Genomic DNA, 13520 nt, shown 5'->3' on the forward strand with positions numbered 1-13520 from the left:
CCTCACCGCTTTTCCTGGTCGTGGAATCCGGTGCGCCAGGTCGGGTGGAGGGGGCGCCAGCCCAGGCGGTGGGCCAGGGTGTTGTCGGCGCCGCGCGCCCAGCCCTCCCGGCCGGGCCCGGCGGGCGGCGGGGCCGGGGCGCCGAGGGCGGTGGCGAGCGCGGGCAGCCAGTCGCGGGCGGGCGCCGGTTCGTCGTCCACCACGTTCACCGCGCCACTCGGCCAGCCCAGCGCCGCGACCGCGGCCCGGGCAGCGTCCGCCACGTGCACGAACGAGCTGATCGCGCCGTCCGCCACCACCTGCCCCACCATCGCCGCCCCCGGCCGCGCACCGGGCCCCTCAAGGGGCGCGCCACGCAGTACGGCGTCCAGCGCCCCGCCGGGCGCGTACCAGGTGCCCGGGCCGTAGAACGTCCCGTAGCGCAGCACCACATGCGTCTCGATCCCGGCCACCGCCTCCTCCAGCGCCCGCAGGCTGCCCACCATGGCGGCGCGCGACGGCGGGGCGGCCAGGTCGAGCGGGGTGGACTCGACGGCCGGGGTCGCGCCCGGTTCGTACGCCCAGGAGATGGACTGGGCGACGATGCGCCGCACCCCGGCGCGCAGCGCCGCGTCCACCAGGTGCCGGGTGCCCTCCCGGCGGATCCGCCCGTTCTCGGCGCGGCTGCCGCCCGCGAGGGCGGTCAGCTGGTGGATCACCGCGTCCGGGGCGGCGTCCGCGACCGCACGCTCCACGCTCGCGGCGTCGAAGACGTCCAGCGATACGGCCGTCGCGCCCTGGGCGCGCAGCCGCTCGGCGCCCCCGGCGGTGCGGGCGGTCCCGGTGACCTGGTGCCCGTCCGCGACGAGCAGGGGGACCAGGAGACGGCCGACGGCGCCGGTCGCCCCGGCGAGGAAGATGCGCATGCGGTCGACCTTAGGGAGCCGCCGGACCACTGTCAGGGGCCAATGCGGGGGCGGGAGCGTGGGCCACTTCGCCGAGCCTGCCCGCGCGAACGGCGGGCCGCCCCGGACCTTCCGGTCCCGGGGCGGCCCGCCTGGAGTATGTGCGCGTGGGGTGTGTGCGCGTGGGGTGTGTGCGCCTCCGCTACAGGTACGGGCCCGAGCGGGCACCGCCGTGCTCAGGCCCCATCCCCGGGGCCTCCTCGCCACCGACGCCCGGGGGCAGCGCCCTGCGCATCTGCTCCAGCTGCGCCCGGGCGGCCATCTGCTGGGCGAACAGCGTCGTCTGGATGCCGTGGAACAGCCCCTCCAGCCAGCCGACCAACTGCGCCTGGGCGATGCGCAGTTCCGCCTCGGTCGGAATCGTCTCCTCCGTGAAGGGCAGCGACAGCCGCTCCAGCTCCCCGATCAGCTCGGGGGCCAGACCGTCCTCCAGCTCCTTGACCGAACTGGCGTGGATCTCCTTGAGACGCGCGCGGCTCGCCTCGTCGAGAGGTGCCGCGCGGACCTCCTCCAGCAGCTGCTTGATCATGCTTCCGATGCGCATGACCTTCGCGGGCTGTTCGACCATGTCCGTCACGGGAACCTCGCGCGACTCGTCGTCACCACTGCCATCGCCAGGAGCGACACCGCCGAGCGCCATGCCGTCCGGACCGACGACCAGGACGTGCGGGCTCTCCTGCGATCGTTCGTTCATCGGCTGGTTCATACCCCCATTGTTCCGCACCGGCACCTCCGGGGGAGGCCGCGGGTCGCCCCGGGCCCCCGGGAACCGGGCCCTCCGCGTCCTCAGCGTCCTCAGCGTCCTCAGCGACGGCGTAGCCGCAGGCCGAGGAAGGCCAGCCCGAGCCCCAGCCCGGCCAGCGCCAGCCCGGTGCCCAGCGGCAGCACCCGCGTGATCCGGTCCCCGGGCTCGGCGGCGGTCCGTTCGGTGGCGTACGGACGATCGTCCCGGGGCACCTCCCGCGCCCCGGGCCGCTCCCGCTCATGCGGGAGCCGAAGCGAGGTGGGCGTCCAGTCCGGGGCCGGCGACAAACCCGGGTCCGCCTGGTCCCGTCCGCTCGGGCCCGTCGGCGTGGGCGTGGGCGAGGGGTCGGGGGAGGTGGTGGGCGCCGCGCTCCGGCCGGGGTGGGCCCGGCCCTCCCCCGCGTGGGTCCCCGCCAGATCGCCGTCGTCGGCGCGCGCCACCGGCTGCGGGGCGGCTAGCAGGGCGGCGCCCGCCAGCAGGGCCGTCGCGGGCAGGGTACGGAGTGCGGGGTTCACGGTCGTCACCCTCCCCTGCCGAGCCGTCGCCTCACCGGCCTTACGGGCCTTACCGGCCTTGCGGACCTTACGGGCCTTACAGGCCTCACAGGCCTCACGGGCCTCACGGGCCTCACGGGCCTCACGGGCCTCACGGGCCTCACGGGCCTCACGGGCCTCACGGGATGAGGGTCACACAGCGGGACGGTACGGGCATTCCGGGCGCGGCCGAACAGGCCACGTCGGCCGTCGTCGCAGGCCGCGCCCGGGAACCGCCCGCGCTCAGACCGTCAGCAGCACCTTGCCGACATGCCCGCTGGACTCGATCCACCGGTGGGCCTCCGCGGCCTCCCGCATCGGGAGCGTACGGTCCACGATCGCGCGGACCCGGCCGCTGCCGATCAGCGGCCAGACATGCTCCCGTACGGCCGCGACGATCGCCGCCTTCTGGGCGAGCGAACGCCCCCGCAGCCCGGTGGCCGTCACCGCGCCGCTCTTGCCCAGCAGCTTGACCAGGTTCAGCTCGGCCTTCGCCCCGCCCTGCAGACCGATGATCGCCAGCCGTCCGTTGACGGCCAGCGCGTCCACGTTCCGGTCCAGGTACTTCGCCCCGACGATGTCCAGGATGACATCCGCCCCGGCCCCGTCGGTGGCCGCGTGGACCTCCTCGACGAAGTCCTGCTCGCGGTAGTTGATCAGCACATCGGCCCCCAGCTCCCGGCAGGCCGCCAGCTTCTCCGCCGACCCGGCCGTGACAGCCACCCGCGCCCCGGCCGCCTTCGCGAGCTGGATGGCCATGGTGCCGATGCCGCTCGAACCGCCGTGCACCAACAGCGTCTCGCCCGGCCGGAGATGGGCGATCATGAAGACGTTCGACCATACGGTCGCGGTCACTTCGGGCAGTCCGGCGGCGGTGACCAGGTCGACGTCCTCCGGGACCGGCAGCAGCTGCCCCGAAGGGACCGCCACCTTCCCCGCGTACCCGCCGCCCGCCAGCAGCGCGCACACCTCGTCGCCCACCGTCCAGCCGCTGACGCCGGGGCCCAGCTCCACGATCCGGCCCGAGCACTCCAGGCCGGGGTATTCGGGGGCGCCGGGCGGCGGCGGATAGTGGCCCTGCCGCTGCATCAGATCGGCGCGGTTGACGCCGCTGGCCACGACCTCGACCAGGACCTCCCCCTCGCCGGGCACGGGATCGGGCACCTCCGTCCACTGCAGTGCGTCGGGGCCGCCGGGTTCAGGAATGGTGATCGCATGCATGGCCGCGAGGCTACTCCTGGGGCAGCGGCGCGCGAACGATGGTGATCAGCCGATCGGCGGCCTGCAGCGGGCTCGCGTCGGCGTCGTCGTACGCCAGCAGGCGGTGCCCGCGCCGTACGGACACCACGAGGTCGTCCGTGTCCCGCACCGACCTGCCCACCTCGGACTTCACCACCGTGCGCTCCACCAGGTCCAGGCCGCTGCCCTGCTGGATCAGGTCCTCGATCACCGCGCCCGCGGTCGGCGACTGCACGCTCAGCCCCAGCAGCCGTCCCGCCGCGCTCGCGCTCGTGATCACCGCGTCCGCGCCGGACTGGCGCAGCAGCGGCGCGTTCTCCTCCTCACGGACCGCCGCCACGATGTTGGCGCTCTTGTTGAGCTGCCGCGCGGTCAGCGTGACCAGCACCGCCGTATCGTCCCGCTGGGTCGCGATCACGAACTGACGGGCCCGGTGCGCCTCCGCCCGCAGCAGCACATCGCTGTGCGTCGCGTCCCCCACCACGCCCGCGAACCCCTCCGAGGTCGCGGACTCGATCACCTTGTGGTTCGGGTCGACCACCACGACCCGGCCCTTGGGCAGCCCGCCCGCGCAGAGCGTCTGGACGGCGGACCGGCCCTTGGTGCCGAAGCCGACGACGATGGTGTGATCGCGCAAGGCGGACCTCCAGCGGTTCAGGCGGTATTGCTCGCGGGTGCGCTCGGCGAGGACTTCGAGCGTGGTGCCGACCAGGATGATCAGGAACAGCACGCGCAGCGGGGTGACCAGCAGGATGTTGGTGAGCCGGGCGCTGTCGCTGTACGGGACGATGTCGCCGTAGCCGGTCGTCGACAGCGTCACGGTGGAGTAGTAGACGGAGTCGAGGAAGTCGACGTTGTCGTCGGCGTTGTCGTGGTAGCCGGACCGGTCCAGGTAGACGATCAGGACCGTCAGCACCAGGACGAGGAGCGCCAGCAGCAGCCGGCGGCCCACCTGGCGCAGCGGGCCGTCCGGATAGCGCGGCAGCTGTACGCGGTGGCCGGTGTCCTCCGGTGGCGTACGGGCCGCCGCGTCATGACTGGGCAGCTTCACGCGTGGCCCTCCTGGGTGCATATGCCATCGTCGTCCTCCTGGCTCCCGCCGCCGGCCCGGTGGGACGCGCCGTGCTCGCCGGTCCGGCTCGACCAGGGCAGTTCCAGCACCTCGACCTCCGCGCCGCGCCCGGCCCCGCCCGGCGGGATCACCGCGAGACCGTCCGCGACCGCGACGCCGCGCAGCATCGCCGGGCCGCTGAAGCGCAGCGGCCGCGCCTCGTCGTACCGGAACGCCACCGGCACCAGCCGGGTGTGGTGCGGATGCCCGCTCACCGCCTCGGCCAGCGGGGCCGGGTGGCGCTCGGGCGCGGGGCGGCCCGTCAGTGTCCGCAGCAGCGGCTCCGCGAGCGTCAGCAGCCCCGATACGGCGGCCAGCGGATTGCCCGGCAGGCCGACCAGGTGTCGTTCGGGGCCGAGGCGGGCCAGCAGCATCGGATGGCCCGGCCGCACCTCCACCCCGTCGACCAGCAGCTCGGCGCCCAGCCGGTGCAGCGTGGGGTGCACATGGTCCACCGGGCCCGCCGCCGTGCCGCCCGTCGTCACCACCAGGTCCGCGCAACAGCCGTCGAGCGCCTCGTACAGCGCGTCCGCCTCGTCGGACACCCGGCGGGTGCCGGACACCTCCGCGCCCAGCGCCCGCAGCCACGGCCCCAGCATGGGCCCCAGCGCGTCCCGGATACCGCCCTCGCGGGGCAGCCCCCGGTGCAGCAGCTCGTCCCCGAGGACCAGCACCTCCACCCGCGGCCTGCGGACGGTCGCCACCTCGTCGTATCCGGCGGCGGCCGCGAGCCCCAGCACGGCGGGCGTGACCCGGGTGCCCGCGGGCAGCAGCTGATCGCCGCTGCGGCACTCCTGGCCGCGCGGGCGGATGTCCTGCCCGAAGCCGACCGGCCGGGGGGCCTTCGCCGCGTACAGCCGGCCGTCCCCGGTGTCCGCGCCGTACTCCGTCCGCAACACGGCGGTGGCGCCGGGCGGGATCCGGGCGCCGGTGGCGATCCGCACGGCGTGCCCGTCGGACAACGGCTCCACCGCACCGGTCCCCGCCAGGATCCCGCGCCCCGTACGGCCTCCCGTGAGCCGCCACGGGCCGGGCCCGGCGAGGGCCCAGCCGTCCATGGCGGACGTGTCGAACGGCGGCAGATCGGTCAGCGCGGTGAGGGGTTCGGCGAGGACGTGGCCGAGCGCGTCGTCCAGCGCCCGCAGGACCGGCGCCGCCCTGGCGACGGCCCTGGCGGGGGCGCGGGCGGCGATGCGGCGGGCGTCGGGCCAGGAAGTCAGGGGGGCCTCGGGTGGTGTGGGGGGTGCGGTGTCCTCGGGTGCGGGCTTCCGGGGGGCGGGTTTCGCTGCGGCGCGCTTCCCGGGGGCGCGCTTCCCGGCGGCGCGCTTCCCGGGGGCGCGCTTCCCGGCGGCGCGCTTCCCTGGGTCGGGCTCGGGGCCGTCCGGGCGCGCGTCGGGCGCGGGGGCGGGCGCGGGGGCGGGGCCTTCGTCCGGTGGCACCGGCCGGATGCTCGGGGGCGGCCAGCCCAGCGCCTCGTCCGGCTCGTCCCTCGGCGCCGCCTGGGGCTCGGGGACGCCGTGGCGGATCGTGCGCACCACGCTGGGCGGGGGCCAGCCCAGCTCGGGGTCCGGGTCGTCCAGCGGTCGCGAAGCCCGCGCGGCGGTGGCCTTCTCGTTGGCCAGGGCCAGGGCCTCGTCGACCTGGCGGTCGAGCTTGTCGGCGTCCCCGGGACGGGGCTCCCGCCGTGTCATTCCTCGTCAGCCCAACGCGCCGCCAGGGCCGCCGCCTTGCGGCTGGCGGCGGCCAGGGCCTCGGGACCGCCGCCCTGCTGCGCGGCGGCATAGCCGACGAGGAACGTGGTCAGCGGGGCGGCGGGCCGGGCGACACCATGCGCGGCGTCCCGGGCCAGGTCGAGGAGGGCGGCGGTGTCGACATCGAGGTCGAGACCCAGTTCCGCTTTGACTGCGGCAATCCATTCTTCCAGCACCCGTCCATGCTCCCTGATCCGCGCACGGGCTGTCGTGATGTCCTCCCAGGTGTCGCAGTCGAAGGAGGCGGTGGCGTGCGGGATGTGGTGAAGGCTCAGCTCACCGGTCAGCAGCCGGAGCGGCAGCCCGCCGAGGCCGCCGTGCTCGGTGGCGAGCAGGGCGATCTCGCGCCGCAGCGGTTCGGCGCGGTAGGCGGCGACCAGGGGCTGCTCGCGCCCGTCGGGATCGACGAGCACGGCACCGTCGGCCTGACCGAGCCCGCCGAGCAGGGCCTGCACGGTCTCCCCGGTGAGGAACGGCAGATCGGCGGAGAGCAGGAGCACGACGGGCGCGGTGGTCCCCCGCACGCCCGCGTCGACGGCCGCGACCGGCCCGCCCCCGGGCGGCTCCTCCCGCGCCCACCGCACGGGCCGCGCGGTGGGCCGGCGCGGCCCGACGACCACGGTCCGCCCGGCTCCCCGGCACGCCCCCAGCACCCGGTCCAGCAGGGCCCGCCCGCCCACGCGCAGCGCGGGCTTGTCCACGCCGCCGAGCCGCCGGGCGGCACCCCCGGCCAGGATCACCGCGTCATACGTCACCCCCCGAGTATGGCCGTTAGGGGGTGCCTCGCCGACACGCCGGGCTCCCGCCTGATCGACAAGGCACCCCCTACAGCGCCCGCAACAGCACCGAGGGCTGCTCGACGCAGTCCGCCACGTACCGCAGGAACCCGCCCGCCGTCCCGCCGTCGCACACCCGGTGGTCGAACGTGAACGACAGCTGCACGACCTGGCGGACCGCCAGCTCCCCGTCGTGCACCCAGGGCTTGGCGGCGATCCGGCCGACGCCGAGCATGGCCGCCTCGGGGTGGTTGATGATCGGGGTGGAGCCGTCGACCCCGAACACTCCGTAGTTGTTCAGCGTGAACGTGCCGCCGGTGAGATCGGCGGGGGACAGCGTGCCCGCACGCGCGGCCTCGGTCAGGCGCGCCATCTCGGCGGCCAGCCCCTCGACGCTGCGCGTGTGGGCGTCGCGCACGACGGGGACGACGAGACCGCGGTCCGTCTGCGCGGCGAACCCCAGGTGCACCTCGCCGAGCCGGACCACCTCACGGTGCTCCATGTCGACCGTCGCGTTCAGGTCCGGGAAGCGCGCGAGGGCCGCCGTGCAGATACGGGCCAGCAAGGCGAGCACGGAGATCTTGGGACCGCCGGTGGCGTTCATGGCGGTGCGCGCGGCGAGCAGTTCGGTCGCGTCGGCGTCCACCCAGCAGGTCGCGTCGGGGATCTCGCGGCGGCTGCGCGCGAGCTTGTCGGCCACCGCGCCCCGCACCCCGCGCAGCGGGACGCGCTCCCCGCCCCTCTCGCCGTCCCTCTCGCCGGGCGTCTCCGCCGCCGTGCGGGGAACGGCGGCCCGCTCGACATCGGCGCGCAGAATCAGGCCCTCGGGGCCGGAGCCCACCAGCTGCCGCAGGTCGATGCCGTGCTGCCGGGCAAGCCGCCGGACCAGGGGAGAGATCACCGGAACGGGACCCTCCGCGGGCTTGGCCGTCACCTCTCCGTTGGCGGGACGCACCCGGCGCCGCCGCTCGGCGGGGGCGGCCGTGCCGTAGCCGACGAGCACATTGCCGGAGCCCTCGGCCTCGGCCTCGGCCTCGACGCGGCCCCCCACCGCGTCCGGCTCACCGGACGCACCGGAATCCGCCACCGTCAGCAGCGGCGCCCCCACCGGCAGCTCGGTGCCCTCCTCCCCGAAGCGCGCCGTCACCACCCCGGCATACGGGCACGGCACGTCCACCATGGCCTTCGCGGTCTCGACCTCCACGACCGGCTGGTCGACCGCGACGACATCGCCGACCTGGACCAGCCAGCGCACGATCTCCGCCCCGGTCAGCCCCTCCCCCAGATCGGGCAGCGTGAACTCCCGCACGACAGCCATCAGACCGTGCTCCCCTCGGTCCACTCGGACTCCCACTGCAGCCGGGCGACGGCGTCCAGCACCCGGTCCACGCCGGGCAGATGGTGCCGCTCGAGCATCGGTGGCGGATACGGGATGTCGAATCCGGCGACCCGCAGCACCGGCGCCTCCAGGTGGTGGAAGCACCGCTCGGTGACACGGGCGGCGATCTCGCCGCCGGGGCCGCCGAAGCCGGCGGCCTCATGGACGACGACCGCCCGCCCGGTGCGACGCACGGAGGCGCACACGGTGTCGTCGTCGAAGGGGACGAGCGAGCGCAGGTCGACGACCTCCAGGCGCCAGCCCTCGGCCCGGGCCGCCTCGGCGGCCTCCAGACACACCGGGACGGAGGGCCCGTACGAGATCAGCGTGGCGCTCCGGCCCCCGCCCGGGCCGGTCCCGGGGTGGACCACCGCCCGTCCGATCGGCGGGACCTCGTCCGGGCGCTCGGCGTCCCAGTCGGCCTTGGACCAGTACAGCCGCTTGGGTTCGAGGAAGACGACCGGGTCGTCGGAGGCGATGGCGGCCCGCAGCAGCCCGTACGCGTCGGCGACGGTCGCCGGGGCGACGACATGGAGGCCGGGGGTGGCCATGTAGTACGCCTCGGAGGAGTCGCTGTGGTGCTCGACACCGCCGATGCCGCCCCCGTACGGCACGCGCACGGTGATCGGCAGCGGCACCGCGCCCCTGGTGCGGTTGCGCATGCGGGAGACATGGCTGACGAGCTGCTCGAAGGACGGGTAGGCGAAGGCGTCGAACTGCATCTCGACGACGGGCCGCAGCCCGTACATGGCCATGCCGACGGCGGTGCCCAGGATGCCCGCCTCCGCCAGCGGCGTGTCCGTACAGCGGTCGTCGCCGAACTCCTCGGCGAGCCCGCTGGTGACCCGGAAGACGCCGCCCAGGGTGCCGACGTCCTCACCGAGGACATGGACGGCCGGGTCGGCGGCCATGGCGTCGCGCAGCGCCCGGCCGAGGGCCTGGGCCATGGTGGCGGGCTTGCGCTCGGTGGCGGTGGTCATCGCTCCCCCTCGGCGTCCAGCTCGGCCCGCAGCTGCGCCGCCTGCTCCCGCAGCTGACCGGTCTTCTCGGCGTAGACGTGCTCGAACAGCTCCAGGGGGTCGAGGACCGGCTCCTGGTGCAGCCGCGTCCGCAGATCGGCGGCGAGCCGCTCGGCGGATTCGCGCACGGCCCGGACGCCGTCGTCGTCGAGCAGCCCGCGGTCCCGCATGGCCGCCTCCAGGAGCACGATCGGGTCATGTTCGCGCCACGCCTCGACCTCGGCGTCGGAGCGGTAGCGGGTGGCGTCGTCGGCGTTGGTGTGGGCGTCGACCCGGTAGGTGACGGCCTCCACCAGGGTGGGGCCGCCACCGCCCCGGGCCCGGCGGACGGCCTCGCCGAGGACGTGGTGGACGGCGGCCGCGTCGTTGCCGTCGACGAGCCTGCCGGGCATCCCGTAACCGACCGCCTTGTGGGCCAGGGAGGGGGCGGCGGTCTGCTTGGCGAGCGGGACGGAGATCGCGAAGCCGTTGTTCTGGACGAGGAAGACGACGGGGGCCTGCCAGACCGCCGCGAAGTTGAGCGCCTCGTGGAAGTCGCCCTCGCTGGTGCCGCCGTCGCCGACCAGGGCGAGCGCCACGACATCGTCGCCCTTGAGGCGCGCGGCGTGGGCCAGGCCGACCGCGTGCGGCAGCTGGGTGGCCAGCGGGGTGCTCAGCGGGGCGACCCGGTGCTCCCGGGGGTCGTAACCCGAGTGCCAGTCGCCGCGCAGCAGGGTGAGGGCCTGGACGGGGTCGAGCCCGCGGACGACGGCGGCCAGGGTGTCCCGGTAGCTGGGGAAGAGCCAGTCGCGCTCCTCCAGCACCAGACCGGCGGCCACCTGGCAGGCCTCCTGCCCGGTCGAGGAGGGGTAGACGGCCAGCCGGCCCTGCCGGGTGAGGGCGGTGGCCTGCGCGTTGTAACGGCGGCCGTGCACCAGCTCCCGGTGGAGCCTGGTCAGCAGGCCGGGGGCGAGGCCGGCGGCGGCGGAGGTGCCCAGCAGGCGGTACGGCTCGGGGTCGGGCAGCAGCGGTGCGGCGTCGGTGCGGGGCCGCCAGGCGGGCGGGGGAGTGGGGCGGTAGGCGCCGGGCTGCTCTAGGACCGTCATGACACGACCTCCTGGGCGGGCAGACTGCTGGAGGGCGGGCGTGCCGTGCGGCAGCACCCTCACCTACCGATTGTTCGGTCGTTGACGCATTTTGGCTACAGGCGACCCGAGCCTGTGGACAAACGGTTCTGCGCCACGTGAGATGAAGACAGGACGTCCATGAAGGGGAGGCGGGGCGGGATGCGGGGCGAACAGATGGCCAATCCGGACGGCAAGCCTCCCACACGGCCCCTGGACCCCATCGACCGCGACATCCTGCGGCTGCTCCGGACGGACGGCCGGGCCTCCATACGTTCCGTGGCCGAGCAGGTGCACGTCTCCCGCGCCAACGCCTACGCCCGGATCAACCGGCTGCTGGACGACGGGGTGATCCGGGGCTTCAGCGCCCGGGTGGACCAGGAGCGGGCCGGGCAGGGGGCGTCCGCGTACATCACGCTGAAGATCGTGCAGAACTCCTGGCGCACCGTGCGCGAACAGCTCGGACTGCTGCCCGGGGCGGCGCACATCGCCCTGGTCGGCGGGGATTTCGACGTGCTGCTGCTGGTGCACACCGAGGACAACCGCTCGCTGCGTGAACTGGTCCTCACCCGGATCCAGGCCATACCGGAGGTGCTGAGCACCCGCACCCTGCTGGTCTTCGAGGAAACGGACCTGGACCCCGACGTCTAGGGTCTTTCGGTGTTACGAGGCCCCGGGGACGCGCAGGCCGGCGAAGGCCGTACGGACCACGGCCTCGGCCACCTCCTCGGCACCGGCGGCCCCGCCCCGGCCGGGCCGGTACCACTCCACGATGGAGTTGATCATGCCGAAGAGCAGCCTGGTCGCCAGCCGCGCGTCCACGTCGGCGCGCAGATCACCGTCGGCGGCGGCCCGCTTGAGGAGATCGGCGACCTGGTGGTCGAACTCCCGGCGCCGCTCCATGGCCCACCGCTCGGTGTCCGTGTTGCCGCGGACCCGCAGCAGCAGCGTGACGTAGGGCAGCTCCTCCATCAGCACCTCGGCGGTGCGCCGGGCCACGTACTCCAGCCGTTCGACCGCCCGGCCGTCGCGCGCGGCCGGCTCCTGGAGGATGCCGAACAACCCGTCCAGCGCACGGCTTATGGCCCGCCGGAGCAGCTCCTCCTTGCCCTTGACGTGGTGGTAGATCGACGACTTGGAGATCCCCGCCGCACGGGAGAGATGCTCCATGGAGGTGCCGTCGTACCCGCGCTCGTTGAACACCTCCACGGCGACCGCGAGCAGCGATTCGGGCGTATAGGTGTCGCGCTTGACCATGGCCATGATTAGAGCAGCTTTCCTTCGCTGGCAGCACGCCGGACCAGGGCCTGGGAGGGGGCGTAGCGGCCGGTGGGGCAGGCCCCGTGGAGGTTCTCCAGAACATCGCGCACCCAGCCGGCGCCGAGCTGCCTCCCCCAGTGCAGGGGACCGCGCGGATAGTTGACCCCGGCGCGCATGGCGGTGTCGATGTCCCCGGCGCTCGCCACCCCGCGCGCGACGGCGTCGGTGGCGAAGTCCACGAGCATCGCGACGGTGCGGCCCACGATCATGCCGGGGAGGTCCCCCACGACGCTCACCTGCTTCCCGAGCGCCTGGAAGAGCCCCGTCGCGGCGGCGACGGCCTCCGGCGCGGCGGTCTCGGAGGGGGCGAGCGCGATGCGGCCGGCGGTGCGGTAGTCCAGCGCCAGGTCGAACCGGATGCCGGGTCCGAAGGGGTCCATGGTGGCGGCGGACCCGTCGGTGAGGGACAGCCGGGTGCCGTCGGGCAGCTCGAAGAAGCCGCCGGGGCCCGCCTCGCGGGTCAGGGTGATGCCCGCCTCCTCGATGAGGGGGACGAGCCCGGCGGCGGGGCCCGGGTCCCCGTGGAGGGCGAGCTTCTCGGGGGCGTCGCAGGGCTCGGCGGTGTGCGGGCGGGGGCGCGGGGCACCTTCGGTGTGGTCGTACCAGCCGCGGCCCGTCTTGCGCCCGTACAGCCCGGCCTCGACCAGGCGGCGCTGGGCGAGGGACGGGGTGAATTTCGGATCGTGGAACAGCGATTCCCAGACGGATCGGGTGACGGCCTCGTTCACGTCCTGGCCGATGAGGTCGGTCAGCTCGAAGGGCCCCATCCGGAAGCCGCCGGACTCGCGCAGGACGGCGTCGATCGTGGCGGGGTCGGCGCCGCCCTCCTCGTACACCCGGAAGGCCTCCGCGTAGAAGGGGCGGGCGATCCGGTTGACGATGAACCCGGGGGTGTCGGCGCAGCGCACCGGGGTCTTGCCCCATGCGGCGACGGTGTCGTACGCGCGGTCGGCGGCGGCCGGGTCGGTGGCGAAGCCGCGGACCACCTCGACCAGCGGCAGCACCGGGGCCGGGTTGAAGAAGTGGAGGCCGACGAGGCGGCCGGGGCGGCGCAGGGCGCCCGCGACGGCCGTGACGGAGAGGGAGGAGGTGTTGGTGGCGAGCAGACACCGGTCGGAGACGACGGATTCCAGGGCGGTGAACAGCTGCTGCTTGGCGCCCAGCTCCTCCAGGATGGCCTCGACGGCCAGCTCGGTGTCGGCCAGGTCCGCGAGGCGGTCGACGGGGGCGAGCCGGCCGAGGGCGGCGTCGCGGTCGGCCGCGGCGAGGGCGCCCTTGGCGACCAGCCGCCCGAGGCGGGCCGCGATCGCCTCCGCGGCCTGGGCGGCGCGGCCCGGCGCGGCGTCATAGAGCCGCACCGGATGCCCGGCGGCCAGCGCCACCTGGGCGATCCCCTGGCCCATCGTGCCCGTGCCGACGACGGCCACGGTGCTGGTGCGCGGAAGCCCGCGGTCGTGCGCAGTCATGCCGCTCGCAGTCATGCCGCTGATCCTTTTCGACGAAGTTGTCCACAGGCCCGCCAGGCCCTCTTGTCCCGACCGATCGTTCGGTTAATCTAACTCTGTCGCCACTTCCAGCCCAGCTCAATCCCAGCTCGACGA

Annotated in this window: 13 protein-coding genes; 1 reads left to right on the forward strand and 12 read right to left on the reverse strand. The window is 74.7% G+C overall.

Annotation, left to right across the window (positions count from 1 at the left end):
• Positions 1-2 precede the first annotated feature (2 nt).
• From ASC60_RS01430 to pdhA, 10 genes are all read right to left on the reverse strand, one after another.
• Positions 3-905 (reverse strand): NAD(P)-dependent oxidoreductase, encoded by a 903-nt coding sequence (locus ASC60_RS01430; protein WP_055545851.1) that lies wholly within the window; start codon positions 903-905, stop codon positions 3-5.
• A 181-nt stretch (positions 906-1086) separates the two neighbouring features.
• Positions 1087-1650 carry a bacterial proteasome activator family protein gene (locus tag ASC60_RS01435; RefSeq protein ID WP_079038089.1) on the reverse strand — a complete coding sequence of 188 codons (564 nt, stop codon included), beginning with the start codon at positions 1648-1650 and terminating at the stop codon, positions 1087-1089.
• Between the two features lie 98 nt (positions 1651-1748).
• A complete protein-coding gene (locus ASC60_RS01440; RefSeq protein WP_055545853.1) occupies positions 1749-2204 on the reverse strand; it encodes a hypothetical protein in 456 nt (151 codons plus the stop codon).
• Between the two features lie 261 nt (positions 2205-2465).
• Positions 2466-3443, reverse strand: coding sequence for an NAD(P)H-quinone oxidoreductase (locus ASC60_RS01445; RefSeq protein WP_055545855.1), 978 nt, complete (start codon positions 3441-3443; stop codon positions 2466-2468).
• Positions 3444-3453: 10 nt separating this feature from the next.
• Complete coding sequence (locus ASC60_RS01450) at positions 3454-4512, reverse strand: TrkA family potassium uptake protein (RefSeq protein ID WP_055545857.1); 1059 nt, start codon at positions 4510-4512, stop codon at positions 3454-3456.
• A complete protein-coding gene (locus tag ASC60_RS01455) occupies positions 4509-6263 on the reverse strand; it encodes a molybdopterin molybdotransferase MoeA (RefSeq protein WP_055545859.1) in 1755 nt (584 codons plus the stop codon). The genes ASC60_RS01450 and ASC60_RS01455 overlap by 4 nt, the downstream gene beginning before the upstream one ends.
• The gene (locus ASC60_RS01460) at positions 6260-7078 is read right to left on the reverse strand and encodes an NTP transferase domain-containing protein (RefSeq protein ID WP_055545861.1); all 819 of its coding nucleotides are present in this window, start codon (positions 7076-7078) and stop codon (positions 6260-6262) included. The genes ASC60_RS01455 and ASC60_RS01460 overlap by 4 nt, the downstream gene beginning before the upstream one ends.
• A 70-nt stretch (positions 7079-7148) precedes the next feature.
• Positions 7149-8417, reverse strand: coding sequence for a dihydrolipoamide acetyltransferase family protein (locus ASC60_RS01465; protein WP_055545863.1), 1269 nt, complete (start codon positions 8415-8417; stop codon positions 7149-7151).
• Positions 8417-9457, reverse strand: coding sequence for an alpha-ketoacid dehydrogenase subunit beta (locus ASC60_RS01470; protein WP_055545865.1), 1041 nt, complete (start codon positions 9455-9457; stop codon positions 8417-8419). Before ASC60_RS01470 ends, ASC60_RS01465 begins: the two co-directional genes overlap by 1 nt.
• Positions 9454-10581: a pyruvate dehydrogenase (acetyl-transferring) E1 component subunit alpha gene (pdhA, locus tag ASC60_RS01475; RefSeq protein WP_055545867.1), complete on the reverse strand. Its 1128-nt coding sequence runs from the start codon at positions 10579-10581 to the stop codon at positions 9454-9456. Before pdhA ends, ASC60_RS01470 begins: the two co-directional genes overlap by 4 nt.
• A 180-nt stretch (positions 10582-10761) precedes the next feature.
• On the opposite strand from pdhA, the gene ASC60_RS01480 reads away from it, so the two are divergent.
• Positions 10762-11250, forward strand: coding sequence for an Lrp/AsnC family transcriptional regulator (locus ASC60_RS01480; protein ID WP_055545869.1), 489 nt, complete (start codon positions 10762-10764; stop codon positions 11248-11250).
• Positions 11251-11262: 12 nt separating this feature from the next.
• Here ASC60_RS01480 and ASC60_RS01485 read toward each other — a convergent pair whose 3' ends face one another.
• Together ASC60_RS01485 and ASC60_RS01490 are read right to left on the reverse strand one after the other, a co-directional pair.
• Positions 11263-11862 (reverse strand): TetR/AcrR family transcriptional regulator, encoded by a 600-nt coding sequence (locus ASC60_RS01485; RefSeq protein WP_055545870.1) that lies wholly within the window; start codon positions 11860-11862, stop codon positions 11263-11265.
• Between the two features lie 2 nt (positions 11863-11864).
• On the reverse strand, positions 11865-13400 hold the full coding sequence (locus ASC60_RS01490) for a 3-hydroxyacyl-CoA dehydrogenase (protein WP_234356738.1): 1536 nt from the start codon (positions 13398-13400) through the stop codon (positions 11865-11867).
• Positions 13401-13520 lie beyond the last annotated feature (120 nt).

Origin of the sequence: Streptomyces sp. NBRC 110028 (genome assembly GCF_001417735.1) — a bacterium.
Taxonomy (GTDB): domain Bacteria; phylum Actinomycetota; class Actinomycetes; order Streptomycetales; family Streptomycetaceae; genus Streptomyces.

Bases quoted from the DNA above. Each gene is read 5' to 3' on its own strand.
- ASC60_RS01430 (WP_055545851.1), bottom strand. From the start codon at position 905: ATGCGCATCTTCCTCGCCGGGGCGACCGGCGCCGTCGGCCGTCTCCTG.
- ASC60_RS01435 (WP_079038089.1), bottom strand. From the start codon at position 1,650: ATGAACCAGCCGATGAACGAACGATCGCAGGAGAGCCCGCACGTCCTG.
- ASC60_RS01445 (WP_055545855.1), bottom strand. From the start codon at position 3,443: ATGCATGCGATCACCATTCCTGAACCCGGCGGCCCCGACGCACTGCAG.
- ASC60_RS01455 (WP_055545859.1), bottom strand. From the start codon at position 6,263: ATGACACGGCGGGAGCCCCGTCCCGGGGACGCCGACAAGCTCGACCGC.
- ASC60_RS01465 (WP_055545863.1), bottom strand. From the start codon at position 8,417: ATGGCTGTCGTGCGGGAGTTCACGCTGCCCGATCTGGGGGAGGGGCTG.
- ASC60_RS01470 (WP_055545865.1), bottom strand. From the start codon at position 9,457: ATGACCACCGCCACCGAGCGCAAGCCCGCCACCATGGCCCAGGCCCTC.
- pdhA (WP_055545867.1), bottom strand. From the start codon at position 10,581: ATGACGGTCCTAGAGCAGCCCGGCGCCTACCGCCCCACTCCCCCGCCC.
- ASC60_RS01480 (WP_055545869.1), top strand. From the start codon at position 10,762: ATGCGGGGCGAACAGATGGCCAATCCGGACGGCAAGCCTCCCACACGG.
- ASC60_RS01485 (WP_055545870.1), bottom strand. From the start codon at position 11,862: ATGGCCATGGTCAAGCGCGACACCTATACGCCCGAATCGCTGCTCGCG.
- ASC60_RS01490 (WP_234356738.1), bottom strand. From the start codon at position 13,400: ATGACTGCGAGCGGCATGACTGCGCACGACCGCGGGCTTCCGCGCACC.